General features: G+C 67.9%; 24 protein-coding genes. 10 read left to right on the top strand and 14 right to left on the bottom strand.

Going from position 1 to position 26,473, the window contains the following annotated elements; all coding sequences use genetic code 11:
• Positions 1–161: 161 nt before the first annotated feature.
• A complete protein-coding gene (locus tag IP65_RS14060) occupies positions 162–1,415 on the bottom strand; it encodes a threonine ammonia-lyase (RefSeq protein WP_022677647.1) in 1,254 nt (417 codons plus the stop codon).
• A 110-nt stretch (positions 1,416–1,525) separates the two neighbouring features.
• Between IP65_RS14060 and IP65_RS14065 the strand changes: the two genes are divergently transcribed.
• Positions 1,526–2,428: an NAD(P)-dependent oxidoreductase gene (locus tag IP65_RS14065; protein ID WP_022677646.1), complete on the top strand. Its 903-nt coding sequence runs from the start codon at positions 1,526–1,528 to the stop codon at positions 2,426–2,428.
• On the top strand, positions 2,425–4,179 hold the full coding sequence (locus IP65_RS14070; protein WP_054132141.1) for an amidohydrolase: 1,755 nt from the start codon (positions 2,425–2,427) through the stop codon (positions 4,177–4,179). The genes IP65_RS14065 and IP65_RS14070 overlap by 4 nt, the downstream gene beginning before the upstream one ends.
• A 198-nt stretch (positions 4,180–4,377) precedes the next feature.
• Here the strand turns inward: IP65_RS14070 and tatC are convergent, their stop codons facing one another.
• The 11 genes from tatC to IP65_RS14125 all read right to left on the bottom strand — a co-directional run bounded on the left by tatC (position 4,378) and on the right by IP65_RS14125 (position 14,658).
• Positions 4,378–5,247 carry a twin-arginine translocase subunit TatC gene (tatC, locus tag IP65_RS14075; protein ID WP_022676855.1) on the bottom strand — a complete coding sequence of 290 codons (870 nt, stop codon included), beginning with the start codon at positions 5,245–5,247 and terminating at the stop codon, positions 4,378–4,380.
• A complete protein-coding gene (gene tatB, locus IP65_RS14080; protein ID WP_022676854.1) occupies positions 5,244–5,714 on the bottom strand; it encodes a Sec-independent protein translocase protein TatB in 471 nt (156 codons plus the stop codon). The genes tatC and tatB overlap by 4 nt, the downstream gene beginning before the upstream one ends.
• A 29-nt stretch (positions 5,715–5,743) precedes the next feature.
• Positions 5,744–6,016, bottom strand: coding sequence for a Sec-independent protein translocase subunit TatA (locus IP65_RS14085; RefSeq protein ID WP_022676853.1), 273 nt, complete (start codon positions 6,014–6,016; stop codon positions 5,744–5,746).
• A gap of 75 nt (positions 6,017–6,091) precedes the next feature.
• Entirely contained in the window at positions 6,092–6,706 is a 615-nt protein-coding gene (gene scpB, locus IP65_RS14090; RefSeq protein WP_022676852.1) for an SMC-Scp complex subunit ScpB, read from the bottom strand.
• Positions 6,703–7,515, bottom strand: a complete 813-nt coding sequence (locus tag IP65_RS14095) for a ScpA family protein (protein ID WP_054132142.1) — start codon at positions 7,513–7,515, stop codon at positions 6,703–6,705. The genes scpB and IP65_RS14095 overlap by 4 nt, the downstream gene beginning before the upstream one ends.
• A 6-nt stretch (positions 7,516–7,521) precedes the next feature.
• On the bottom strand, positions 7,522–8,538 hold the full coding sequence (nagZ, locus tag IP65_RS14100) for a beta-N-acetylhexosaminidase (protein WP_054132143.1): 1,017 nt from the start codon (positions 8,536–8,538) through the stop codon (positions 7,522–7,524).
• 114 nt (positions 8,539–8,652) lie between these two features.
• Entirely contained in the window at positions 8,653–9,372 is a 720-nt protein-coding gene (locus tag IP65_RS14105; RefSeq protein ID WP_022676850.1) for an SPOR domain-containing protein, read from the bottom strand.
• Positions 9,373–9,377: 5 nt separating this feature from the next.
• The gene (gene argS / locus IP65_RS14110) at positions 9,378–11,141 is read right to left on the bottom strand and encodes an arginine--tRNA ligase (RefSeq protein WP_022676849.1); all 1,764 of its coding nucleotides are present in this window, start codon (positions 11,139–11,141) and stop codon (positions 9,378–9,380) included.
• Positions 11,142–11,224: 83 nt separating this feature from the next.
• On the bottom strand, positions 11,225–12,154 hold the full coding sequence (gene nudC, locus IP65_RS14115; RefSeq protein ID WP_054132144.1) for an NAD(+) diphosphatase: 930 nt from the start codon (positions 12,152–12,154) through the stop codon (positions 11,225–11,227).
• On the bottom strand, positions 12,151–13,464 hold the full coding sequence (locus tag IP65_RS14120; protein WP_028658001.1) for a serine hydrolase: 1,314 nt from the start codon (positions 13,462–13,464) through the stop codon (positions 12,151–12,153). The genes nudC and IP65_RS14120 overlap by 4 nt, the downstream gene beginning before the upstream one ends.
• A gap of 63 nt (positions 13,465–13,527) precedes the next feature.
• Positions 13,528–14,658 (bottom strand): A/G-specific adenine glycosylase, encoded by a 1,131-nt coding sequence (locus IP65_RS14125; RefSeq protein ID WP_082350169.1) that lies wholly within the window; start codon positions 14,656–14,658, stop codon positions 13,528–13,530.
• 14 nt (positions 14,659–14,672) lie between these two features.
• On the opposite strand from IP65_RS14125, the gene IP65_RS14130 reads away from it, so the two are divergent.
• The 5 genes from IP65_RS14130 (at position 14,673) to IP65_RS14150 (ending at position 21,327) form a co-directional block, all read left to right on the top strand.
• Positions 14,673–15,317 (top strand): DUF721 domain-containing protein, encoded by a 645-nt coding sequence (locus tag IP65_RS14130; RefSeq protein ID WP_022676846.1) that lies wholly within the window; start codon positions 14,673–14,675, stop codon positions 15,315–15,317.
• On the top strand, positions 15,314–16,069 hold the full coding sequence (locus IP65_RS14135; protein ID WP_022676845.1) for a thioredoxin domain-containing protein: 756 nt from the start codon (positions 15,314–15,316) through the stop codon (positions 16,067–16,069). Before IP65_RS14130 ends, IP65_RS14135 begins: the two co-directional genes overlap by 4 nt.
• Positions 16,070–16,116: 47 nt before the next feature.
• The gene (locus IP65_RS14140; protein ID WP_022676844.1) at positions 16,117–16,866 is read left to right on the top strand and encodes a thioredoxin domain-containing protein; all 750 of its coding nucleotides are present in this window, start codon (positions 16,117–16,119) and stop codon (positions 16,864–16,866) included.
• Between the two features lie 37 nt (positions 16,867–16,903).
• Complete coding sequence (locus IP65_RS14145) at positions 16,904–20,344, top strand: chromosome segregation SMC family protein (protein ID WP_054132145.1); 3,441 nt, start codon at positions 16,904–16,906, stop codon at positions 20,342–20,344.
• Positions 20,345–20,415: 71 nt separating this feature from the next.
• Positions 20,416–21,327: an MBL fold metallo-hydrolase gene (locus tag IP65_RS14150; protein ID WP_022675030.1), complete on the top strand. Its 912-nt coding sequence runs from the start codon at positions 20,416–20,418 to the stop codon at positions 21,325–21,327.
• Positions 21,328–21,456: 129 nt separating this feature from the next.
• Here IP65_RS14150 and ubiA read toward each other — a convergent pair whose 3' ends face one another.
• Entirely contained in the window at positions 21,457–22,371 is a 915-nt protein-coding gene (gene ubiA / locus IP65_RS14155) for a 4-hydroxybenzoate octaprenyltransferase (RefSeq protein WP_022675029.1), read from the bottom strand.
• A gap of 107 nt (positions 22,372–22,478) precedes the next feature.
• Here ubiA and IP65_RS14160 point away from each other — a divergent pair, with 107 nt between their 5' ends.
• The 3 genes from IP65_RS14160 (at position 22,479) to IP65_RS14170 (ending at position 25,024) form a co-directional block, all read left to right on the top strand.
• On the top strand, positions 22,479–23,231 hold the full coding sequence (locus IP65_RS14160) for a 16S rRNA (uracil(1498)-N(3))-methyltransferase (protein ID WP_028657514.1): 753 nt from the start codon (positions 22,479–22,481) through the stop codon (positions 23,229–23,231).
• 105 nt (positions 23,232–23,336) lie between these two features.
• Positions 23,337–24,710 (top strand): glutamate--cysteine ligase, encoded by a 1,374-nt coding sequence (locus tag IP65_RS14165; RefSeq protein WP_022675027.1) that lies wholly within the window; start codon positions 23,337–23,339, stop codon positions 24,708–24,710.
• Positions 24,711–24,724: 14 nt separating this feature from the next.
• Complete coding sequence (locus IP65_RS14170; RefSeq protein ID WP_022675026.1) at positions 24,725–25,024, top strand: putative quinol monooxygenase; 300 nt, start codon at positions 24,725–24,727, stop codon at positions 25,022–25,024.
• A gap of 54 nt (positions 25,025–25,078) precedes the next feature.
• Here the strand turns inward: IP65_RS14170 and IP65_RS14175 are convergent, their stop codons facing one another.
• On the bottom strand, positions 25,079–26,473 hold the full coding sequence (locus IP65_RS14175) for an isoprenylcysteine carboxylmethyltransferase family protein (RefSeq protein ID WP_022675025.1): 1,395 nt from the start codon (positions 26,471–26,473) through the stop codon (positions 25,079–25,081).

Raw genomic sequence — 26,473 nt, forward strand, 5'->3', positions numbered from 1 at the left:
ATCACCGTGCCCCGGCATGGCCCTGGGTTAAAGCATGTTAACCACGAAATCCGTTCCGCCGACAAGCCTGCCCGGTCATTTCGGAGTGTATTTCCATGCCGCCGCGCGATCCCGTGCCATGGCAGGACACCCTGCCCGGCACGGGTTAACGGATCAGCGCGTCACGCCAGTTCCACCTGGGTCACGTCATAGCCACGGTTGCGCAGCGCGCGCACTAGGAGATCGATCTGCTCGCGGTTGCGCGCTTCGCACTCGATCTCGGCGGTGAGGCCCTTGGCCGGCAGCGAGGTGAAGATGCGCTGGTGCCACACCTCCAGGATGTTGACCTGGTGGCGGTTGAACTCTTCCACCACGCTGTAGAGCGCGCCAGGACGATCCTGCAGCACGATGCGCAGGCGCCCGAGCCGGCCCGAGCGGGCGAGATCGCGCAGCAGCACGTTGGCCAGCAGACGCGTATCGATATTGCCGCCGGTCAGCACGATGCCCACCTTGCGCCCTTCGAACATGGCGCGGTTGGCGATCACGGCGGCCAGGCCAGCAGCGCCCGCCCCTTCGACCACGGTCTTTTCGATCTGCAGCAGCAGCGCCACCGCCGATTCGAGCGCGGCTTCATCGACCAGGACGATATCGTCCACCAGCGTCGCCAGCACGGCCGAGGTGAACGCCCCCGGTTCCTTGACCGCGATGCCTTCGGCCAGCGTGTCTCCGCCGCACGGCAGGCTCTGGTGCTTCAGCTTGTCATACATCGAGGGGAACAGCTTTGCCTGCACGCCGACCAGGCCGATCCCCGGCTTCATCGCGCGCGCAGCGGTGCCCATGCCGGTAAGCAGCCCGCCCCCGCCGATCGGCACGGCCAGCATGTCGATCTCCGGAACGTCGGTGAGCATTTCCAGCGCCACGGTGCCCTGCCCGGCCGCGACGGCCGGATCATCGAACGGATGCACGAACGTGAGCCCGCGCTCCGCCTCAAGCAGGCGAGCATGGGCGTAGGCTTCGTCGAACGTTTCCCCTTCGAGCACGACGTTGCCGCCCACGCTTTCGGTCTGCATGATCTTCACCGCCGGCGTGGTGCGCGGCATCACGATCGTGACCGGCACGCCGAGCCGCGTGCCGTGATACGACAGGCCCTGGGCATGGTTGCCGGCAGAGGCCGCGATCACCCCGCGCGAACGCTGTTCTTCGGTCAGCAGGAGAAGGGCATTGAGCGCGCCGCGTTCCTTGTAGGCGGCGGTGAATTGCAGGTTTTCGAACTTAAGATAGATTTCTGCGCCGGTGATCCGGCTCAGCGTCTGGCTATGCAGCGTGGGGGTGCGCACCACCTTGCCCATAATTCGCCCGGCCGCCGCGTGAACGTCGGCAAGGGACAGCAGGGCATGTGCCGGCTGTTGGGCGAGCTTGTGGACAAGGTTTTCCATAGTGAGCCACCCCCTAATGCAAAGGGGGCAGCAAAGAAACCGTTTCCGCATCCAGCGATCAGCCCCAAGGGAGGGCTGGCGCGGGTGCACAAAGCGGCTAAACAGCGGGCATGACCGAACCACTCACCATCGCATGCATCGGCCTTGGCACCATGGGCGGGCCGATCGCCCGCCATCTGAGCCAGGCCGGCCACCGCCTGACCATCTTCAACCGCAGCGATGCCCGGCGCGAGGCCTGGATGGCCGCCAATCCGGGCCTGGCCACGCGCATTGCCGCCAGCCCGGCCGAAGCGGCCGAAGGCGCCGATGCGGTGATCACCTGCGTGGGCAACGATGATGACCTGGCCGACGTGGTGCTCAGCCCGCAGGGCGCCTTTGCCACGCTGCGCCCCGGCGCCGTGCTGATCGATCATACCACGGTTTCGGCGCGCATAGCCCGGCAGATTGCCGTGGAAGGTCGCGACAAGGAAATCCTGTGTGTGGATGCGCCGGTTACCGGCGGCCAATCCGGCGCGGAAAGCGGCACCCTGTCGATCATGTGCGGCGGCAGCGACAAGGCGATCGCAGCAGCCCGGCCGATCCTGTCGGCCTATGCCAAGCGCGTGGTCCACGTGGGCAAATCTGGCGCGGGGCAGACCACCAAGATGGTCAACCAGATGTGCCTGGCCGCCACGATCGCCGGCCTTTCCGAAGCCATGCGCTTTGCCCAGGCCGCGCATCTTGACCTTGCCAAGGTGTTCGAGGCGATTTCCGGCGGCGCCGCGCAATCGTGGCAGATGGACAACCGCTGGGACACCATGGCCGCCGATTCCTTTGATTTCGGCTTTGCCGTGGACTGGATGCGCAAGGACCTGGGCCTGGCGATCGAGGAAGCGCGCGGCCTGGGCGCCAGCGTGCCCACCACCGCCCTGATCGACCAGTTCTATGCCGAAGTGCAGGCGCTGGGCGCAGGCCGCCAGGATACCAGCGCGCTGATTCGCCGCCTGCCGCTGCGTGGCCAGAAGCCGGCATGATCAGCCTGCGTCCGGCGACCCGCCCCGCCCTCATCGCCGCCCTGCTTGCCGCCGCAGCCCTGCCGGTTGCCGGGCATGCCGCGCAGGCCCCATCCACCGATACGCTGGTGGACAATGTCCATGGCGAAACGATCGGCGCCGATGGCCAGCCCGAACAGGTCATCGGCCTGCTGTTCGATCGGTCCGGCGTGATCCGCCAGGTCTTTCACCCTGGCGACAAGCTGCCCAAGAAGGGTTTTGGCTATCACATCGATGGCCAGGGCCAGGTGATCCTGCCCGGCCTGATCGACGCGCACGTCCACGTGATGGAACTGGGCCTGGCCGCCCTCACGCTCGACCTTTCGTCAACGCGCACGCTGGCCGAGGCGCTAGATGCGATCCGCGCCTATGCCGCGCAGCATCCCGATCGCACCTGGATCACCGGGCGCGGCTGGAACCAGGAGCAATGGGGCCTGAAGGATGGCAGCGGGCACAGCCGCTATCCCACGGCGGCCGAGCTCGATTCGGTGGTGGGCGACCGTCCGGTCTGGCTTGAGCGGGTCGATGGCCACGCCGGCTGGGCCAACAGCGCTGCGCTCAAGGCCGCCGGGATCACCGCCGCCACCAAAGCCCCCGACGGCGGCGCGATCGACCGCCGCCCCGATGGCACGCCGGCCGGGGTGCTGGTCGATGCGGCGATGGGCCTGTTGACGCCGCGCCTGCCCGCGCCGCGCGCCGCCGACCGCGATGCCGCGCTGGCCAAGGCGCAGTCGATCCTGTTCCAGCGCGGCGTGACGGCCGTGGCCGACATGGGCACCAGCATCGAAGACTGGCAGGCCTTCCGCCGCGCTGGTGACAAGAACCAGCTCTATGTGCGGATCATGGCCTATGCCATGGGCATCGACCAGATGGCCTTGATCGCCGGGGGTGAGCCGACGCCGTGGCTCTATGCCGACAGGCTGCGTATGGGCGGGGTAAAGCTGTTCATGGATGGCGCGCTGGGCTCGCGCGGGGCCTGGCTCAAGGCGCCCTATGCCGATGCGCCCAACACGCGCGGGTTGCCGCGCATGACCGATACCCAGTTGGGTAACCTGATGAGCCGGGCGGCGATGGACGGGTTCCAGGTGGCGGTCCATGCCATCGGCGACGCGGCCAATGCCGCCGTGCTGTCCAGCATCGAGGATCTTTCCGCCACCTATAAAGGCGATCGCCGCTGGCGGGTGGAACATGCCCAGATCGTCGATCCGGCCGATATCGCCCGCTTTGGCCGCAACGGCGTGATCGCGTCGATGCAGCCGGTGCACGAAACCTCCGATCGCGTGATGGCCGAAGCGCGCCTTGGGCCGCAGCGGCTGGCCGGGGCCTATGCCTGGCAATCGATCGCCAAGGCAGGCGCCCGGCTCGCGTTCGGTTCGGATGCGCCGGTGGAAGCGCCCGATCCCTTTGCCGGGATCGCGGCTGCAATCAGCCGCGAGGGCCCGGATGGCCAACCGGCCGGTGGCTGGCAGCCGCAGGAAAAGGTCTCACCCGTGCAGGCGCTGGCCGCCTATACCACCGGTGGCGCCTATGCCGGCTTTGCCGAAGGTCGGTTTGGCCGCCTGGCACCGGGCCTGCGCGCCGATTTCATCCTAGTCGATACCGATCCGCTGACCGCCACGGCCGATGCCATCCGCCACACCCGCGTGCGCGAAACCTGGGTGGGTGGCGGCAAAGTGTGGCCGGATGATGCCGAAAACGGGGCGGCCAAAAAGGATGGAAACCAAAAAGGCTGAGAGCCGTTAGATGGCGCGACGCGGAAGGCGCCGGGTTCCCCCCTCATCCCGGCGCTGCGTTGCCAAGCCTTGATGGTGTTCTCCCCTCGCACCCGGGCACGGCCATGCGGGCAGCGGAAAAATTCGGCCGCGCATGCAATTTCCCTCAAGACTGCGCAGGCGGTGGGGGCCAGTGATGGCCCCCACCGCATAGCCAGGTCAGGGCAGCAATTGCGTAGGATTGCCGGCGGCCTGCTGGGCCGCTGCGGCGGCATCAGCCGCTGCCTGGGCCGCCTCTGCCGCGGCTTCTTCGGCCGCCAGGCGGGCCTTTTCCTCGGCATCGGCCTTTTCGACAAAGCGCATGACGATCAGCGTGCCTTCGAACAGGATCAGCAGCGGGATCGCCAGCATCAGCTGCGACACCACGTCAGGCGGGGTGATCAGCGCCGCCAGCGCCACGATGCCCACGATCACATAGCGCCGCGCCTTGACCAGCGCATCACGGCTGACGATGCCCGCGCGGTTGAGCAGCATCAGCAGCACCGGCAGCAGGAACGACACGCCGAACGCCAGGATGAACTGCATCACCAGCGCGAGATATTCCTCGATCCCCGGCAATGCTTCTAGTTGCAGGCCGCCTTTGTTGCCCTGGAACCCGACGAACCATTTGAACGCCGTGGGCATGACCACGAAATAGGCCAAACTGGCGCCCATCCCGAACAGGATCGGCGTGGCGATCAGGAACGGCAGGAATGCGCGCTTTTCCCGGGCATAGAGCCCGGGCGCGACAAACGCCCACAGCTGGTTGGCGACCACCGGGAAGCTGAGCAGGAAACCGGAAAACAGCGCCACTTTCAGGTTCACGAAGAACGCCGAATAGAGCTTGGTATAGATCAGCCGCCCATGCCCAGCCGGAAATGCCAGGCTGAGCGGGTGGACCAGGATCGCCAGGATGGCGTCGACAAAGTAATAGCTGATCGCCGAGGTCAGCGCCAAGGCATAGACACAGCGCAACAGGCGGGTGCGCAACTCGATCAAGTGATCGAGCAGCGGGGCCTGGGTTTCATCGATATCGCGTATCTGGATCACGGTTGGCCAGGCTCGGTGTGGGGGTGAACGGCAGGCGCCACTGCCGCATGGCCTTCATCGGCCGGCTGCGGACCGCGCGGACGCTCGCCCCTGCTTTCCACCGGCAGCAACTTTTCAGGCGGCGGCGGAAGCGGCGCGGGATCGGTCGGCGCATGGGGCGCAAGCACCGGATCGACCGGATGAGCCGGCGCTTCGGCGGTGGCGGCGTGGGGCGTTTCCGCCGCGCTCGCAGCCGCGCTTTGCGCCATGATCTGCGCGTTCTGCTCCTGCCACTTCTTTTCCATGTCAGCCAGTTCCGCCTCGCGGATCATGGTTTCGATACCGGCGCGAAAGTGGTTGGAAACACGGCGCATCTTGCCGATCCAACGGCCGGCGGTGCGCAGTGCGAGCGGCAGATCCTTGGGCCCGATCACCACGATCGCCACGATGACGACCAGCAGCAATTCGGACGGCGCAATATCGAACATCGATGGTCAGCCCTGCGTTATCGGGCCGATCAGGCCTGCGGCCCCTGCGGATGATCGCCCGGCTGCTGGACCGGCGCGGGGTGAACCGGCGCTTGCGGCGCAACGGGGGGAACCGGCGGGGTCTGCTGGATCTGGGCCGGCGGCGGCGTGACCGGAGGATTGGCTTCCTCGTTCATGCCCTGCTTGAAGCTTTTGATACCCTTGCCGAAATCGCCCATCATTTCAGAAATGCGGCCACGCCCGAACAAAATCAGCACGACCAGCGCCAGAATGATCAGGTGCGGTAGAGAAAGGCCACCCATTTCAAATTCTCCTTTGCCTGCCCAGATAGGGGATGTTCCCGCACTTCGCCAGCGGGCAAAGCCGATTCTTGTCGTTTAGTCCGCCTCGCCCGGTTCGTCTGGCGCGTCGGCATCCTCTTGCCCGGCCTCCTCCCGGTTGCCGGTGAGCACGGCATAGGCTTCGTCCACCGGATCGAGCAAGCCGGCGGCGCGCAACTCGCCAATGCCAGGCAGATCTGCCCGGCTGGCAAGACCGAAATGGCTGAGGAACTGCGGCGTGGTGGCATAGATGGTGGGGCGGCCCGGCACCTCGCGCCGACCGGCCATGCGCACCCAGCCCGCTTCCATCAACACATCGAGCGTGCCCTTGGCGGTCTGCACGCCGCGGATCGCCTCGATCTCGGCCCGGCTGACCGGCTCGTGATAGGCGATGATCGCCAGGGCCTCGGTCGCCGCGCGCGACAGGCGGCGCACTTCTTCCTTTTCCCGCCGCAGCAGATGCGCCAGATCGGGCGCGGTCTGGAAATGCCAGCGCCCGCCGCGCTCCACCAGATGCACCCCGCGCGGGGCATAGTGCTCTGCCAGCAGGGCCAGCGCCGCGCGCACGTCTGCCCCGCCCAGATGGCGCGAAATCTCATCAGCACGCAGGGGTTCCTGCGCGGCAAACAGCGTGGCTTCCACCGCGCGTACCAGATCGTCGGGCGCGCTCATGGCCTGGCGCCCTGCAGCGGCCGGATCAACAGCGGGCCAAAGCATTCGTCCTGCACCAGTTCCACCCGCCCTTGCTTGGCCAGTTCCAGCGCCGCCAGAAAACTCGACGCCAGGGCCGATCGCGCCAATTGCCGATCGGCCGCGCCGTTGATCGCCATTGGCGGCAGGAAGGCGCGCAGATCGCGCCATTCCAGGCTGGTGCCGAGCAGCGCGGAGATGCGGGCGAGCGCGGCGTCGAGCGTCATGACCAGACGCTCGCGCACCATGTGCACCACCGGCCGGTTGCGGTGCTGGATCTGGCCATAGGCCTGGATCAGGCCAAACAGATCGGCCTGCCACAGCGACCGGCGGGCCAGGGTAATCCCTTCCGGCGCGCCGCGCGTGAACACGTCGCGCCCCAGCCGATCGCGCGCCATCAGCCGGGCGCCCGCCTCGCGCATGGCGCCCAGCCGCTGCAGGCGCAGTTGCAGGCGCAGCGCCATTTCTTCCGGGCTGGGCTGCATATCGGGATCGCGCGGCAACAGCAGCAGCGATTTGAGATAGGCCAGCCAGGCGGCCATCACCAGGTAATCGGCCGCCAGTTCCAGCTTCAGCGCCTCGGCCCGGTCAATATAGCCAAGATATTGATCGACCAGTTCGAGGATCGAAATCCGCCGCAGATCAACCTTTTGCCGCCGCGCCAGATCGAGCAGCAGATCGAGCGGCCCTTCCCAACCATCGAGATCGAGATAGAGCGCATCGCCCGTCGCCACGGCCGGGGGCAGCCCGTCCCACAGCGCGTCGTCCTGCGGCTCTGCCCCCTCGGCCATGCCGGATCAGGCCAGGGCCAGCAGCGTGTCGCGCCGAGCGAAAAGCTCTGCCTGCAAGGCCACGTCGCGCGGGACGGCGGCGGCAGCGGTAGGCGCCAGGGCGCGGTCCAGCCGCGCGGCAGTCTGGGCGCTCATCGGCGCCAGGGATTGCGCGATGCCGATCATGTCGGGCATCCTGGCCCAGCAATTGAGCGCAATGTCACACCCGGCGGCCTGCGCGCGCGCCGCGCGTTCCGGCACAGTGCCTTCAAGCGCCGCCATGTCGAGATCGTCGGTCAGCAGCAGCCCGTCAAAGCCGATGCGGCGGCGGATCACCTCTTCGATCACGAAGGGAGAAAGCGTGGCCGGCAGATCGGCGTCCCACGCGGTGAAGCGGATGTGCCCGGTCATGCCGATGGCGGCGCCAGACAGGGCCTGGAACGGGGCGAGATCGGCGGCCAGTTCGTCTTCCCCGGCGGTGACCGTGGGCAGTTCCTTGTGGCTGTCGGCCATGGCGCGGCCGTGGCCGGGCATGTGCTTGATCACGCCCATCACCCCGGCCCGCGCCAGGCCATCGAGCGTCGCGCGGCCCAGGGCTGCCACGCGCTGCGGTTCCTTGCCCAGGGCGCGATCGCCGATCACGTCGTGCGCGCCGGGCTGCCGCACATCGAGCAGCGGCAGGCAATCCACGCTGATGCCAGCTTCGGCCAGATCGATGCCCAAGGCTTGCGCATTGGCGCGCGCCGCCTCGATCGCGCTCGCGGGCGCCACGTCATAGAGCCGGTCGAACGCCTCGCCAGCGGGATAGGGAACCCAGACCGGCGGCTTCATCCGCGCGACGCGGCCACCTTCCTGATCGATCGAGATCAGCAGCCGGTCGCGCCCGTGCAGGTCACGCAGCGAATCGGTCAACTCTCGCAGCTGTTCGCGCGATTCGACATTGCGGCCGAACAGGATGTAGCCGGCAGGATCGGCGTCCTGGAAAAAGGCGCGCTCGTCGGCGGTGAGAACGGGGCCGGAAAGGCCGAAAATGGCTGGAAGCATCGGAGAAGCTTTCCCGCAATTCGGTGCCTTTGACAAGCCACGCAGGCCTTGCCGCCCCATCCGCATTTCCGCATTCCCCGGATGAAGCCATCCGGGGTCAGGCTGTCAGGCAGATCAGTGCTTGACCTGGCACTTCACCCCTTCGCCCTGCAGCGTGTTGCACAGCGAATTGGCAGCGCTCGCGTCGCCGGGCACGGCCTGAAGGCGATAGACCGTGCCGATATCGGCCTTGCCGGCGATGATGCGATGGCTGACGCCCTTGAGGCTTTCATGCGCGACGACCAGCTTGTTCCACCCGGCTTCGGCCAGGGCCTGGCTCGAAAACGCGCCAACCTGCACGCCCACGCCGCTGACCGGCGCAGCGGCGGGCGCGGCCTTTTCAGCGGGCTTGTCTGCCGGCTTGGCCGTGGCGGATGGGCTGGCCGCGGGCGCCGGCGCGTCCTTGGCAGCAAGGGCCGCAGTCGGGCGTTCGCCTTCGCTGACCTTGAAGCTGGAATCGCCAGTGCCCTGGAACGTCTTGCCGCCCGGATCCTTGGGCGCAACCTTGTAGGGTTCCTTGCTCGCCTCGATCAGGCTGCCATCGGCAGCGGCCGGGGCGGCGTTGCGGTGCGTGGCCCAGTAGATCGCCCCGACGATCGCGGCGAGCAGGATCAGCGCCAGCACGCCAAAGCCGATCAGGCGCCCGTTGTCGGGGCCTTCCTCTTCCAGATCGACATCGTCGGCGCTTTCCAGCCAGGGCAGGCGTTCTTCGCTGCCCAGGTCCAGCGCCTGCGCGCCGGTGCCCTGGCCATTTTCGCCGATCGCGGCGTTGTCATGCTGATCCCCGTTCACCATTGCCTTCAAAGCTCCTGCGCGGCCTCAACCCCCAAGATGGCCAGCCCGTTCTTCAATACCTGCCCGATTTGCGCGGCCAGGAAAAGGCGCGCCTCGGTCAGGGACTGGTCCTGTGCCACAATGAAGCGCTTTTCCGGCTTGTCGTTGCCTACGTTCCAATAGGCGTGGAACGCGGCAGCCAGATCATAGAGGAAAAACGCGATGCGATGCGGCTCGCGCGCAACTGCGGCGCCTTCCACCATGCGCGGGAACTGCGCGGCCTGCTTGATCACGGCGAGTTCTTCCTGGCCCAGCAGCGCGAGATGGGCAGCGCTGGGCGCCCAGCCCAGTTCGGCGCCCTTGCGCAGGGTGGAAGAAATCCGGGCATGGGCATATTGCACATAGAACACCGGATTGTCCTTCGACGCTTCCACCACCTTGGCAAAGTCAAAGTCCATCTGCGCATCGGGCTTGCGGGTCAGCATGGTGAAGCGCACCACGTCCTTGCCCACTTCCTCGACCACATCGGCCAGCGTCACGAAATTGCCCGCGCGCTTCGACATCTTGACCGGCTGGCCATCGCGCAACAGCTGGACCATCTGCACCAGTTTGACTTCAAACGGCTTGGGGCTCGCGCCTTCTGCCCCGGTCAGCGCGGCAACGGCGGCCTTGATCCGCTTGACCGTGCCGGCATGGTCCGCGCCCCAGATATCCACCAGTGCGTCGGCGGTTTCCGCCTTCTGGAAGTGGTAGGCCAGGTCGGCGCCGAAATAGGTCCAGCTGCCGTCCGACTTCTTGATCGGGCGATCCTGGTCATCGCCAAACCGCGTGGAGCGGAACAGCGGCAGCTCGACCGGTTCCCAGTCTTCGGGCGTCTTGCCCTTGGGCGCTTCGAGATGGCCGTCATAGACCAGATCGTGCGCGCGCAGCCAGGCTTCGGCCGCCTCGGGCTTGCCGGCGGCCTGCAGTTCCGCCTCGGACGAGAAGAGATCGTGGACGATGCCGAGCTTGGCGAGGTCTTCCTTGATCATCACCAGCATCGCGGCCACCGCCTTTTGGCGGAACAGCACCAGCCATTCGCTTTCGGGCGCGGTGACATAGCGATCACCAAATTCGGCCGCGAGGGCCTGGCCCAGCGGGATCAGGTATTCACCCGGATAGAGGCCTTCGGGAATGCCGCCAACGTCTTCGCCCAGCGCCTCACGATAGCGCACGTGCGCCGAGCGGGCGAGCACATCGACCTGCGCGCCGGCATCGTTGACGTAATATTCCTTGATCACCTTATGCCCGGCAAATTCGAGCAGGGCCGCGAGGGCATCGCCCACCACCGCGCCGCGGCAATGGCCCATGTGCATCGGCCCGGTGGGATTGGCCGAGACATATTCGACGTTCACCGTGCTGCCACCGCCCAGGGTAGAGCGGCCATAGCTGTTTGCGGCCTGGCCGATCAGGGCCAGCTCGTCGGTCCACGCGGCATCGGCCAGGCGCAGGTTGATGAAGCCCGGCCCGGCGATCTCGGCGCTGACGACGCGCGGATGGGCGGCGAGTTCCTCTACCATGAGCGCGGCCAGCGCGCGCGGGTTGGTGCCAGCGGGCTTGGCCAGGACCATCGCCGCATTGGTGGCCAGATCGCCATGCGCGGCATCGCGCGGCGGTTCGCACGTGACGGCGCCGCGCGGCAGGCCGGCGGGCAGCGCGCCCTTGGCGACAAGGGCATCGAGCGCGGCATCGATCACGCCGGCATAGGCAGCGAACAGCGTCTGGGCGGCAACGGGGCTATCGGTCGTCATGGCACGGGCCGATAGCGAATTTGTGGGGCGTTGGAAACCCGAGCGGCGCGGGCATGCGCAACGCCGGTTCAGCCAACGCCGGTTCAGCCCCTGTGCGCCATCCACCATTCCAGCAGGTGCCGCGCCACCGCCGTATGGGTCGGCGCCCCGAACGGCGCATCGGGCCGGCCCTCCAGCGCGGCGCTGACTTCTTCGCGGGTGAACCAGCGCGCGTCTTCCAACTCGTTCTGATCAATAGTGATGGTGGGATCATCGGCCACGGCATGGCAGGCGATCATCAGCGACGAGGGATAGGGCCAGGGCTGGCTGGCGACATAGCGCACGTCGCGCACGCGCACGCCGGCTTCCTCCAGCACTTCGCGTGCCACGGCTTCTTCCACCGTTTCGCCCGGCTCGACAAAGCCGGCCAGCGCGGAATAGCGCCCGGCGGGAAAGCGTGGCTGGCGCCCCAGCAAGAGGCGCCCGTCATGTTCGACCAGCATGATCGTGACCGGATCGACGCGCGGAAAGTGATCGGCGCCGCAGTCCGCATTGCTGCATGAGCGCTGCCAGCCGCCCTTGGCCGCCTGCGTGGCATGGCCACAGCGCGCGCAAAAGCGGTGGCGCGCGTGCCAATCGACCAGGCTGCGCGCGCCGCCATAGATTGCCAGATCGCGCGCCGGCATGGCATCGAGCAGGGCGCGCAGATTGGGCGCGGCGGGAGCCGTGCTACCGCCCAGATCCGGCGCGGCGGCGGCAAAGCAGCCCCGCCCCGCTTCATCCAACCCCAGGAACACCAGATCCGCCCCTTGCGGCGCGGATTGAAGCGGCGCCCAGGTCAATCCACCATCGGCGCCGAACGCCGGCGCCAGGCCATCAAGCACCAGCAACTGCGCATCGGGCGCAGCCTGCACCGCAGCCAGCCGCGCGGGATCGGTGCGCACGGCATCGGCCCGGTCCAGCGGATTGCCGGCATAGGCAATCGGCGGCAGCGCGCGGGCCAACGTGCGGGCCAGCGTGTCGGTAGTGGTCATGCGGCAACCTTGTGCTGGGCCAGCAGCCGCGCGCGCACATCGCTGCGCACGGCCTGGGGGAATGCAGTATCGAACGGATAGGCTGTGCTGGGCATGAACTGGGCAAAGAACCCGGCCCGCACGCCGCCCACCTTGCTGATGAAGCCGATCGTGCCAGCCGCGCCCGACCAGCCATAGGTGCCCGCCGAATCGCCAAGGCCAACGCGGCCGCCCGCGCCAAAGCCATGGCCGGCAATCCACGTACCTGCAGTACTGGCGCCGGGCGGCAACAGGTTGCTGGTGCCCATGTCGACCGCCCGCTGGCTCATCACCCGCTTGCCGGCAAACACCCCGCCGCCCAGCAGCATGGCCAGGAACCGGTCATAATCGCGCGGCGAACTGATCAGGCCTGCGCCGCCAAACGGAAAGGCCGGCGGATCGAGATAGACCGAATTGGTCGCGCCATCGATCGGCAGCAGGCGGCCATCGGCCACGACATAGTTGGTGGTGAAGCGCGGCACATCGGCCGGGGCCAGCTGGAACGTGGTGCTGTCCATGCCCAGCGGATCGAAGAAACGCGCTTTCAGGAAGGCGCTGAACTCTTGCCCGGAAGCCAGTTCGATGATCCGGCCCATGAGATCGAGCGCCACCGAATAGGACCAGCGCGTGCCCGGCTGATAGACCAGGGGAAGGCGGGCGAGATTGTCGGCAAAGGCAGCCAGGCTGGGCGCGGTATGCACTTCGCCAAAGCCCGGCAGCGGCACGCGGGTGGCGCGATAGGGCATGATGCCGGCCGCGGCATAGGCATCGCGGATCGGGCCGGTCTGGATAATGGTATAGCCAAGCCCGGCCGTGTGCGTCAGCAGCTGGCGCACGGTGATCGGTGCGGTTGCCGGCACCACCTTGTCCACCGGGCCGGCCGGATCGACCAGCACGTTCATGTGGGCATAGGCCGGCAGGAAATCGGCGATCGGCTGGTCGAGGCCAAGTTTGCCCTCATCGATCAGGATCATCGCGGCCATGCCGGTGATCGGCTTGGTCATCGAATAGATGCGGAACAAGGCGTTTTCATCCAGCGGCCGGGCGTCGCCGCGCGTGCCAGTGCCGCGCGCCACCACCTCGGGCGGGGCATCGCCCCAGCCCAGCGTGGCAACCGCGCCGGCCAGCTTGCCGCTGCTGACATAGTCGTCGAGCAGCCCGGTGATTGCCGGCAGGCGCGGATCGGTGGGCGCGGCATGGGCCCAGCGCTGCAACAACAGGCCCCCGCCGAGCAGCCCTGCCCCGCCCAGCAGGCCACGACGGCTGAGCGCCGGGGTTTGCGGAAGTGTCATGCGATCGTGCATTGCAGCCAAACCTTTCCTAGACGCCTGTTCATCGTTGCGCGCGTGGCGCTTTCACCCTTCGTGCGCACCGGCCAATGCCAGGCGCGCCGCCTTGGCAAAAACCGTTGGCAACCCGGCATTTTCCATGTCGCTGCGGGGCCACCACTGCGCACCGGGAATGTGGGCGCCGGGGATATTAGCGGGAGAAAATCCTGCGCCTACCAGCAAATGCAGATCGAGATCGAAATGGGTAAAGGCATGGCGCACCACTCCGGCGGATCGCCAGGTTCCGGCCACCGGCGGCTGGCCATCACCATCGGCCCGCGCGCTCCAGCCATCGTCGGGCAGCGCCCGCATGCCGCCCAGCATGCCCTTGCCCGGCCGCGTCACCACCAGCACCTGCGCCTGGCCATCGGCATCGACCCGTTCGATCCAGAACGCGTGTCCCTGGCGTTGCGGCTTGGCTTTCTTGGGCGCCTTGACCGGCAGCGCCTCGGCCCGGCCTTCCGCCTCTGCCTGGCAGGCGCCGCGCAGTGGGCACAACAGGCAGCGCGGCGCCTTGACCGTGCAGATCGTGGCGCCCAGGTCCATCATCGCCTGGGCGAAATCACCCGCGCGCGCCGTGGGCGTGATGGTGGCGGTGGCCGCGCGAATGGCCGGGCGTGCAGCGGGCAGCGGCACATCGATGGCAAAAAGCCGTGCCACGACCCGTTCGACATTGGCATCGACCACTACGGCATGCCGGCCAAACGCGATCGCCGCCACTGCCGCTGCGGTATAGGCGCCAAGGCCCGGCAGCGCGCGCAGGCCCTCCTCGGTATCGGGAAAAGCGCCCAGCGCGGAAACCGCGCGCGCGCAGGCCAGCAGATTGCGCGCGCGGGCATAATAGCCCAGCCCCGCCCAGGCCGCCATGACCGCCGCGTCGTCGGCGGCGGCCAGATCATGCACGGTGGGCCAGGTGCGGGTGAATTTCTCGAAATAGGGGCCGACCGCTGCCACGGTGGTCTGCTGCAGCATCACTTCCGACAACCACACGCGGTAGGGATCGGGGGCTGGCGTTCCCGGCCGGCTGCGCCAGGGCAGCACCCGCGCATGGGCATCGTACCAGGCCAGCAGGGCCGCGGCCACGCCATGGCTGGCCGGCACGCTTGCGGTTTCATCACGTTGGGCGGGGAAATCGTCAGGATGGCCACTGGCTTGCATGGCGCCGCTATGGCATGGCAGGCGCCATCATGGAAAGCGATCAGGCCAAACCCCGCCCTGCCCGAAAGGGTGCCGCCAAGCCGGCCGCCAAGCCAGCCAACGCGGCAGCGAGCAAGGCCGCGCCCAAGGGCTTTGAGCGCAAGCGCGGCGGAGAGGCACGGCAGATTGCCGACTTGATGCCGGCGATCGGCCGCACCGCGTTTCGCCGCTTCGGCTTTGTGCAAAGCTCGGTCGTGACCCGCTGGCCCGAAATCGTCGGCACGGCCCATGCCCGCCATTGCATGCCCGAATCGATCCGCTTTGCCCCGGGCGAAAAGGCCGACGGCATCCTGCAACTGGTGGTAACCCCCGCCCATGCCCCGCTGATCCAGCACGTGGTGCCCGAGATCATCGAGCGGGTGAACCGCTTCTTCGGCTATCGCGCCGTGGCCAAGGTCAAGCTGCGTCAAGGCGTGGTTCAGGCGCCACGCCCGACAGGCCCTGCGCCGCTGGCGCCGCCGACGTTGAAACCGGTGCCGATGGACCTGGGCGACAGCCTGCGCGCCGTGGGAGACCCGGAACTGCGGGCCGTGCTGGAATCGCTCGCCCGCTCGCTGGGCGAAGCCAGCGCCAAACCAGAACCAAAGCCAAACCGGGACAACAGGGATATCCGCAAGTGACCATTCCGAACGTGACCACGACACTTCGTTCCACTGCCAGGGCCATGGCCCTTTCGCTTGCCGCCGCGCTTGCCACGCTGGTGGCCAATCCGGCCCAGGCTGCTCCGCCGAAAAAGGCGCCCGCCGCACCCGCTGGCCGCAACTGGAACCAGACCGTGGTGCGCACCGCGCGCGACAGTTTCCTGCTCGGCAACCCCAATGCCCCGGTCAAGCTGGTGGAATACATCAGCTATACCTGTCCGCACTGCGCCCATTTCACCCAGGAAGCCGATGCCCAGTTGCGCCTGGGCTTCATCGCGCCCGGCAAGGGTTCGATCGAGGTGCGCAATTTCGTGCGCGACCCGATCGACCTGACCGTGGCGCTGCTCACCCACTGCGTGCCGCCCGCACAGTTCTGGCAGACGCACCTGATGTTCCTGACGCGCCAGGACGATTGGATCGGCCTGGAAATGACCGCCAGCCCGGCCCAGCGCCAGCGCTGGATCACCGGCCCGCTGGCCAGCCGCACCCGCGCCATCGCCAGCGATTTCAAGTTCTATGACATGATGGCCTCGCGCGGGGTCAGCCGTACCGCGGCCGATCGCTGCCTCGCTGACGAAGGCCTGGCCAACCGCCTGGCCGCCGGCACCAAGGACGCCGCCGAAAAGGACTATGTCGAAGGCACGCCGGCCTTCATGATCAACGGCTTGCCGCTGGCCGGCACGGCCAGCTGGGCCGCGCTCAAGCCGCAGCTTGAAGCGCGTATCAACTGATCGGCACCCCCCTCCCTTTACCGCCCCATGCAACGGGAAAACCTGTGATGAAATTTGCCACCACACGCCTTGCGCTTCTGGCCCTGCCGCTAACCCTGGGTCTTGCTGCCTGCGGCAAGAAGGACGATGCCGGCGGCCCGGCCGCCCAGTCTGCCGCTGCCCTGCCCACCGTGGCCCCGCCCGCCGGCAAGGCCTGGAGCGATGTGGTCAGCAAGAATGCCGATGGCGGCTATGTGATGGGCAATCCCGACGCGCCGATCAAGCTGATCGAGTTCGGCTCGCTCACCTGCCCGCACTGCGCCGAGTTCGAGGAAAAGGGCTTCCCCAAGCTGCGTGACACCTATGTCAACAGCGGCCGCGTCAGCCTGGAATTCCGCAATTTCGTGCGTGATCCGTTCGACACGACGATGGCCATGCTGACGCACTGCGGCTCGCCGGACAGCTTCTTTGCGCTGACCCAGCAGGTCTATGCCAACCAGAAGGACATCTTTGCCAAGCTGCAGCCCGCCGCCAAGGAAATCCAGGCGATGAACCTGCCGCCCGCGCAGATGTTCGGCGTGATGGCCGACAAGGGCGGCCTGATCGATTTCTTCGGCGCCCGCGGCATTGCGCGCGATCAGGCGATGGCCTGCCTCGCCAATTCCAAGACTGCCGAGGCGCTGGCCAGCGATACCCAGACCGCCGGTGACAAGTACACTATCAGCGGCACGCCCACCTTCATCGTCAACGGCAAGAACGTGGACGTGGCCACCTGGGAACAGCTCGAGCCGATCCTGCAGCGCGCCGGCGCGCGCTGATCCCCGTTCCGGGGATGGGGCCAGGGGGGCCGGGGCGATGCATTTCCAGCGGTTGAAGCTTTCGGGCTTCAAGAGCTTTGTCGAACCGGCCGAACTGCGCATCGAACCGGGGCTGACCGGCGTGGTCGGCCCCAACGGCTGCGGGAAGTCCAACCTGCTGGAAGCGCTGCGCTGGGTCATGGGGGAGGCTTCGGCCAAGGCCATGCGCGGCGCGGGCATGGACGACGTGATCTTTGCCGGCAGCACCAGCCGACCGGCCCGCGCCTTTGCCGAAGTGGCCCTGACCGCCCAGACCGACCCTGACGACCAGTGGGGCGGCGAACTGGAAGTGGTGCGGCGGATCGAGCGCGGCGCCGGTTCCGCCTATCGCGTCAACGGCCGCGATGTGCGCGCCAAGGACGTGGGGCTGATCTTTGCCGATGCCGCCACCGGCGCGCATAGCCCGGCACTGGTCAGCCAGGGGCGCATTGCCGCAGTCATCGCCGCCAAGCCGGCCGAGCGGCGGATGATGCTGGAAGAAGCAGCAGGCATTGCCGGCCTGCACGTGCGCCGGCGCGATGCCGAACAGAAGCTGCGCGCGACCGAGGCCAATCTGGCACGGCTGGAAGACCTCATGGCCAGGCTCGATGGCCAGATTGCCGCGCTGCGCCGCCAGGCCCGTGCGGCCGAGCGCTATCGCGCCGTGTCTGACAAGATCCGCGTGGCCGAGGCGCGGCTGGTCTTTGCCCGCTGGCGCGATGCCGCCGCCGCTGCCCAGGCCGCGCGTGAGGCTGCCGCCCGGGCCGATGCAGCGGTGGCCGGCGCCCAGGCCGCCACCGTCACCGCGCAAGGCGCGCAGCACAGCGCCGCCACCGCACTGGCCGAGGCGCGCGAGGAGCTGTTCGATCGCCGCCAGGATGCTTCTGCCCATGGGCAGCGCATGGCCGCCCTTTCCGCACAGCTTGAGGCAGCCGAACAGCGCGTGGCGGATATCGATCGGCAATTGCGCGCGATCGAGGAAGACCGCGCCCAGGCCGACCAGTTGACCGCGCAGGCGGCACAAGCGCTGGCCCAGCTGGAAAGCGACCTGGCCAGTGCCGAGGCGGCGCTGCTGGCCGACGAAGCACGCCGCCCGCTGTTGGCCAGCGCGCTGGACGAGGCGGAACGCGCCGCCCGCGCCGCCGAACTGGCCCAAGCCCAGGCCCAGGCGCAACAAGCCGGCGTCGAGGCCGAGTGGCGCGTGGCCCAGGCCGCGCTGGCGGCCGCGCAAACCGCGCTCACCCGGCTGGACGGCGAGGCCCAGCGCCTTGCCGGGCGCCGCGCGGCCCTGGCTGCGGAGCCCGATCCCGCAATGGCCCTGGCCGAGGCGGAACGCCGCCGGCAAGAGGCTGCCGCAACCCTGGCGGCGCAACGCGCCCGGCGCGAGGAACTGGCAAGCACGCGCGAGGCTTTGACCCAGGACCGCGACGGCGCCGCCAATGCCCTCGCCACCGCGCGGGCCGAATTCGCCGGCGTCGCGCGAGAGGCCGAAGCCCTGGCGCGGGACAAGGCGGCGCGGGCCAAGGCCGCCGCGGCGCGCGGGCGCGGGCCATCGGCGCTGTCAGGCTGCCGCGTCGCGCCCGGCTGGGAACGCGCGCTCGCCGCCGTGCTGGGCCGCGATGCCATGGCGCCGCTCGGCCCGGCGCCAGAGGCCGGTGAAGGGCGGTTCTGGACTGGCGCCACACCGCCCGCGCCACTTGCCGATGCGCTGCTGCATCACCTGCGCGCCTGCCCTGCAGAACTGGCAGCGCGGCTTGCCTTGGTCCGTGCGGTCGAGGCCGACAGCGGCGAGGCGCTCAACCCCGGAGAATGGCTGGTCACCCGCGCCGGCCACTTGCGCCGCTGGGACGGCTTTGTGGCACGCGGCGAAGGCGCGGCAGAAGCCGCTGCACTGGAAGCCGACAACCGCCTGGCCGATCTGGAAGCGCGCCGTCCCATGCTCGACGCAGCGGTAGCGGCCGCGCAGGCCGCCCATGATGCGGCGCGCGATGGCCTGGCCCAGGCCCAGGCGGAATGGAGCGGGGTGGAACGCTTGATCGGCCAGGCGGCCGAGGCCGAACGCAGCGCCCTGCGCGCGGTGGATCAGGCCGAAGCGGCACGCGCCCAGCAGGATGCCCGCGCCGCTGACCTCGCACAGCAAGAGGCGACCCTCGCCGAACAGATCACGGCAGCCCAGGCCGAGGCAGAGGCGGCAGGCACCCGCCACGCCGCGCTGCCCGATCCGGCAGAAGGCCGCGCCGCAGTCGCCACGGCGCAGGCCCAGCACCAGACAGCACGCACCGCCCTGCAACAGGCCATGGCAGCCCATGCCGCGCTGGAACAGGCGCTGGCCGTGGGGCGTGAGCGATTGGGCGGGATGAAGGCCGACATGCGCAACTGGCAGGCCCGCGCCGGCGACGCGGCCAAGCGTCTGGCGCAAATGGCCGCGCGGGCGCAAGACCTAGCCGCAGAACGCGCGATCAGTGCGGCCAAACCGGCCGGCCTCATCGCCGAAATCGAACAGGGCGAAGCGATCCGCAACCGCCTCTCCACCGATCTGGCCCAGGCCGAAGCCGCGCTGGCCCAGGCCGAGACCGCCGGCAAGGCCGCCGATACGGCCCTCGCCCAGGCCACCGAAGCCCTGGCCACCGCGCGTGAAGCGCGCGCCACGGCCAGCGCCCAGGCCAGCCACGAAGACCAGCGCCGCCAGGAAATGGCCAGCATTTCCGGCGAGCGCTTTCAATGCCCGCCGCCCCTGCTGCCCGAACGCTTTGCCTTTTCCAGGGCCGAGGTGGGCGATGCCGCCAGCGAAAGCACCACGCACGAGCGGCTGCTGGCCGAGCGGGAGCGGATCGGCCCGGTCAACCTGGTGGCGGCAGACGAACTCGCCCAGGCCGAGGCGCGCCAGGCCGAAAGCCTGGCCGAACAGGCCGAACTGGCCGAAGCGGTCAACCGCCTGCGCGGCTCGATCGGCAACCTCAACCGTGAGGGGCGCGAGCGCCTGCGCGCCGCGTTCGAGGCGGTGGACGGGCATTTCCGCCGCCTGTTCACCCGCCTGTTCGGCGGCGGCGAAGCCCATCTCGCGCTGGTCGACAGCGACGACCCTCTGGAAGCAGGCCTGGAAATCATGGCCCAGCCGCCAGGCAAGCGGCTGCAATCGCTGACGCTGCTGTCGGGTGGCGAACAGGCCTTGACGGCAGTGGCGCTGATCTTTGGCCTGTTCCTCACCAATCCCGCGCCGATTTGCGTGCTCGACGAAGTGGACGCGCCGCTCGACGATGCCAATATCGAACGCTTCTGCGACCTGCTCGACGCCATGGTCGCCGAAACGCAGACCCGCTATCTCATCGTCACGCACAACGCCGTGACGATGAGCCGCATGCACCGCCTGTTTGGCGTGACCATGGTGGAACGCGGCGTCTCGCGTCTGGTCAGCGTGGACCTCGGCGGCGCGGAAGAACTGCTCGCTACGGCGGTGTAGAACGCACAGGATCAAAAGCGCGGGCGCACCCGATCATGGTCGCGCGCGCCCGCGCGTGCCATTCAGACAGGATGGACACTGCACGCCGCTTTCGCCTCGCCCTTGCCCTTGGCCTTACCGCAGGATCGTCCCTGCTGATCGGCGCGGCCCCGGCGTTCGATCCCCCGCCCTTCGCGCACTGGATCGATGGCACCACGGCCAGCGAACCAGAGATGCAGGTGCAACAGGTTGACGCAGATACCTTCGTGATCCGCCAATCGGTGAAAACCAATTTCGAGGCGCCGTTCCTCTATCTATTGTTCGGACGCAAGGGTGCGCTGCTGGTCGATACCGGCGCCGGCGGCCTCATGGTGCGGCCCACGGTGGAGCGCGTGATCGCGCAATGGCGCCAGGCCCATGGCAACCGCCCGCTGCACCTGACAGTGGCCCATTCGCACAGCCATGGCGACCATCATGCCGGCGACAGCGAATTTGTCGATCGGCCGGATACCACCGTGGTAGGCCTTGCCCCAGCCGATGTCGCCAGCGCGTTTCACGTGGCCGACTGGCCCAACGGCCTGGGCACGCTGGACCTTGGCGGCCGCGTGCTGCGCGCCATCCCGACGCCAGGTCATCAAAGCGCCCACGTCATGATCTACGACCCGCAAACCCGCCTGCTCCTGTCGGGTGACATGCTCTATCCCGGCCGTCTCTACGTGCCGAGCAACCACTTCGCCGAATTCCGCGCCAGCGCCCATCGCCTGGCCGCCTTTGCCCAGACACACCCGATCCGCGCCTTGCTCGGCACCCATATCGAGATGACCACCACGCCGGGCCAGGACTATCCGATGGAAGCGCCCACGCACCCGACCGAACACGGCCTGGCGCTGCCGCCCGCCGCGATTGCCGACCTGGTTCAGACCGTGGATGCCATGGGCGACACGCCCGTGAAGGCTGTGCGGCCGGACTTCATCGTTTATCCGGTCGAACCACGGCCGAACTGATTGGGCGCGCGCTGTAACATGCCCTCCCCCAGCCCCTCCCGCACGCGGGAGGGGAGAACAGCGCCAAAAAGCCCCTCCCGCGTGCGGGAGGGGCTGGGGAGGGCATGTTTCCCAAGCCTCTCGGTCCGCCTACCCCGCGCTCCCCACCACCAGGCATGCCAGCGCCATCAGGAAACCCGCCGTGCGGTTTGAACGGAACCGTGCCAGGGCGTTGTCGCCATCGTCCACATCCAGGCTCAGCGCCTGCCACGCCAGGTGCAGCGCCACCGGCAGCAGCGCGAGCAGCGCGAGGGGATCGGGATGGATCAGCCAGAACGCCAGCGCCCATAGCGCCACGGCAGCGGCGTAGAATGCAGTCACGCCGGGCCGCACCTTGCTGCCCAGCGCGCGGGCGCTGGAACGGATGCCGACCATGGCGTCATCCTCGCGGTCTTGCAGGGCATAGATCGTGTCATAGCCGATGCACCAGCACATCGCCCCGGCATAGAGCGCGGCGAGTGCGCCGAGGTCGCCATCGTGCACCGCCACCCAGCCGGTCGGCGCGCCCCAAGTGAAGACGAGGCCGAGCCAGGCTTGTGGCCACCAGGTGATGCGCTTCATGAACGGGTAGGCGGCGACCAGCGCCAGACTGCCCAGCGCGACGATCTGCGCCTGCCAGCGCAACTGGAGCAGCACGACCAGCCCCACCGCAGCGAGCACCACGAGCCAGGCCCAGGCCGCCTTCTTGCGCACGCGACCACTGGCCACCGGGCGCTGCGCCGTGCGGGCGACCCGCGCATCGAGATCAGCGTCGACGATATCGTTATAGACGCACCCCGCCCCGCGCATGGCGATGGAGCCGAGCAGCATCCACGCCACCAAGTGCCACTGCCGCGCGCCGCCGGCCAGGAACACGCCCCAGGCGCAGGGCCAGAACAGCAGCCACCAGCCGATCGGCCGGTCCAGCCGGGCCAGCAGCGCATAATCGCGCAAGGGCTGCGGCAGGCGGGCCACCAGCCCGCGATGTTCGCTGTCAGGGACGATCTGATCGGTTGCCGTGGTCATGCTGCCATGCTCCTGCGCCGGTTTGGTCGGGCCCGCAAGGGGACAGATCGCCCGCGTGTTGCCGCCGCGCGCGGCGCTGCCTATGAACGCTGCCCATGACCGATCATCTGCCCGCCACCCCCGCCTGGCCGCCCCGCTCTGCCCCGCGCCTGTTCGTGGAACAACGGCTGGAAGAGGGCGCCAGCCTGGCGATCGACAGCGCACAGGCGCACTATCTGGGCAAGGTGATGCGCGCTGGGCCGGGCGACGCGGTGATCGTGTGCGACAACCAGACCGGCGAATGGCTTGCCCGCGTGGCGCACGCCGGCAAGCGTGACATGATGCTGACGCTCGAGCGGCAGTTGCGGCCACTGGAGGCGGTGCCCGATCTATGGCTGTGCGCGGCCTTGCTCAAGAAGCAGGCGTTCGACTGGGTGCTGGAAAAGGCGACAGAACTGGGCGCCGGCCAGATCCGCCCGGTGATTACGCGGCGCTGCGTGGCCGACAAGCTCAATGCCGAGCGCGCCGCCACGATCGTGACCGAGGCGGCCGAGCAATGCGCACGCACTGCCCTGCCCGCGCTGTTCGATCCGGTGAAGCTCGACGCCATGCTGCGCGACTGGCCAACCGGGCGCGCGCTATTCTTTGCCGATGAACAGGGCGGCGCGCCCGCTGCCGCTGCCTTTGCCGCGCACAAGGGCCCAGCGGCACTGCTGATCGGGCCGGAGGGCGGCTTTGACGAAGCGGAACGCGCCGCGATCCGCGCACATCCTGCCGCCCACGCCATTACCCTGGGTCCGCGCATCCTGCGGGGCGAAACGGCAGCCGTGGCGGGCCTGGGATTGTGGATGGGGGTTGCGGGGGACTGGGCTGCCGCGTGAGGGTTTGCGCTGCGCGCACACCCCTGGGATTATTGCCGCCCTGCAATCGTTCATCCCACGTTTATCGCTGGCGCAAAGTCCGTTTGGCCACTAACGGATGCGGGCATGAGCACGAGACAGGTTTCAGATAGCAACGATCCTCTCATCGAGAGCCGGGACCAGCTTGTCGCCCCCATGCAGAAGGGCGAAAAGCCGCGCGAGGCATGGCGAATCGGCACCGAGCACGAGAAATTCGTCTATCGCACGGCCGATCATGCCGCCCCGTCCTATGACGAGCCAGGTGGCATCCGCGATCTGCTGATGGCGCTGACCGAATTCGGCTGGGAGCCGGTGATGGAAGGCGGCAAGGTCATTGCCATGTCCGGCCCGGATGGCGCGGTCAGCCTGGAGCCGGCCGGCCAGCTCGAACTGTCGGGCGCGCCGCTGGAAAGCCTGCACGAAACCTGCGCGGAAACCGGGCGCCATCTTGCCCAGGTCAAGACCATCGGCGATCGCTTTGGCCTCGCTTACCTCGGCCTTGGCCTGTGGCCCGACAAGGCGCGCGGCGATCTGCCGATCATGCCCAAGGGCCGCTATGAGATCATGCTGCGCCATATGCCCCGCGTGGGCACGATGGGGCTGGACATGATGCTGCGCACCTGCACGATCCAGACCAACCTGGACTATGCCAGCGAAGCCGACATGGCGCAGAAGTTCCGCGTCAGCCTGGCGTTGCAGCCGCTGGCCACCGCTCTGTTTGCCAATTCACCGTTCCTGGAAGGCAAGCCCAACGGCTTCCTGTCCTATCGCAGCCACATCTGGTCAGACACCGATCCCGCGCGCACGGGCATGCTGCCCTTCGTGTTCGAAGACGGCTTTGGCTATGAACGCTATGTCGACTACATGCTCGACGTGCCGATGTATTTCGTGTTCCGCGATGGCAAATACATCGATGCCGCCGGCCAGTCGTTCCGCGATTTCCTTGATGGCAAGCTGCCCGCGCTGCCCGGCGAAAAGCCGCGAAAGAGCGACTGGATCGACCATCTTTCCACCGCCTTCCCCGAAGTGCGGCTGAAATCGTTCCTGGAAATGCGCGGCGCCGATGGCGGCCCGTGGAACCGGATCTGCGCCCTGCCCGCGTTCTGGGTGGGACTGCTCTATGATCAGGGCGCGCTCGATGCGGCGTGGGATCTGGTCAAGGACTGGGACCTGGAAGGGCGCGAGATCCTGCGCGCCAGCGTACCCAAGCTGGGCCTTGATGCGCCGCTGCCCGGTGGCGGCACCCTGCGCGATATCGCCGGCCGCGTGCTCGACATTGCGCGCTCGGGCCTGGCCGCGCGCGGGCGCCTCAACGCAGCCGGAGACAACGAAACCGGCTATCTCCTGCCGCTGGACGAGATCGTCGCCTCGGGCAAGACCCCGGCCGAGCGCTTGCTCGATCTGTACCACGGCGCGTGGGGCGGTGACCTGTCCAAGGTCTATGCCGCCAAGAGCTTTTGAGAGGATAGTACCCCATGATCCTGGTAATGGGCACGTTTCGCCTGCCGACCGCCGCCTTCGCCACCGCCGCGCCGATGATGCGCGCGGTGATCGAGGCTACCCGCGCCGAAGACGGGTGCCTGGCCTATGCCTATTCGCACGATGCGCTTGATCCCGAAGTGATCCACGTCAGCGAAAAGTGGCGCGACCGCGCCGCGCTCGACGCCCATTTCCAGACCGCGCACATGGCCACCTGGGCACAGCAGCGCGCCGGCCTGGGCCTGACCGAGCGCAACATCCGCGTGTTCGAAAGCGATGAAGGCGTGGCGGTTTGAGCGCTTAGCGCTAGGGTTCCCCCCCAACCCCCTCCTATGAAGAGGAGGGGACTTTTAGATTAATGCTTTATCCTCCCCATCCTCTTTGGATGAGGGGGTCTGGGGGTAGTGGATACCCGCGCCCGACCGACCAAAAATCATTCGCACCAACCGGCCCAACCGCCGCGTGATCAGCCCATGCTGGGCCATCCAGGCATGGTATGCGCGATACTTGGCGTCTTCGCCCAGCAGGTGCTTTTCCTCGGTCTTGGCGCGCCAGAAATAGACCGCGCTGACCAGCGCGAGGGTGACCGTGTTGCGCACGGCATCAACCTTGGAATGCGTGGTGGCGAGGAACGGCATCGTCACCAGCCACCAGAACAGGTTCTTCGACAGATAGGCGGGATGCCGGGTAAAGGCATAGGGGCCGTTGGTCAGCACGCCGCGATACGTAAGGTTGGAAAAGCGCAAGCCGAAGGCAATCGTGGCCCAGGCATAGATCGCCGTCAGCACCACCTGCGCCAGGCCCCAGGCCCACAGCAGCGCCGGATGGCCATCGAACCAATAGGCCCATTCTGCGGTGTTCTGGTGATAGTCCAGCACGCCGCCGCCGCCCATCAGCACAAAGGGCGGATAGCACATCAGCGCTGCCACCCACCCCGCCAGATAGGGATTGGCCGTGCGGATGTGGGCATCGAGCGGCTTCATCGTCAGCAGGTAGCCGACCATGGCGATCTGCACGTCGATCATGAACATCGCCTCGATCGCGGTGTTCGACCAGCGTACCGGATCGGCCCACAGCCCGGTCCAGTCCGCCTCGACCACGGCGGCAAAACCACCGGGCAGGATCGAGATCATGAAGGCGCAGAAAAAGCCTTTCACCGTCCAGGCGCGCAAGTGGTGCCACACCTGGTCCACGTCATAGGCTTCGCGCCCGATCAGCATGGCACCGAAATGCCAGGCCCCGTCGCGCGGGTTGACCAGCACGCGATCGAGCCACAGCACATAGGGAACGGCGCCCAGGAACAGGAACGGCGCGGCCTGTTCCAAAAGGTCCATGGCGAACAGATACTGCCCGCGCCAATACCAGCGCCCCAGGCAATAGACTAAGGCGATCAGCGCCCAGGTGGCCCAGAGCCCGGCCAGCTTGGTGATCGAGATATCGAGCACGCTGCGCAACGGGCGCGGCGCCGTCCAGTCGATGCCGGTGGAGGGCCGGCGATGAACCTTGTCGACCAGCAGCGACCAGGCCACCATCGGCGTGCCGGAAAACAAGAGGGCAAGCACCGCCGCGCTCGATCCGGCCAGCCGCGCGTGCGGCCCTGGCAAGCCCAGCGCATCGACGATCTGCGGCCAGGCGCGGCACACCGCCACCCATGCCAGCAGGCCAGCGAGGCCCACCAAGCCTACCCAGACGGACACATCGCTGGCAGGGCGGGGCGAAACGGCGTGGGCGGGCGACTTGGTCAT

The organism is Novosphingobium sp. AAP1 (assembly GCF_001295765.1).
GTDB lineage: Bacteria > Pseudomonadota > Alphaproteobacteria > Sphingomonadales > Sphingomonadaceae > Novosphingobium > Novosphingobium capsulatum.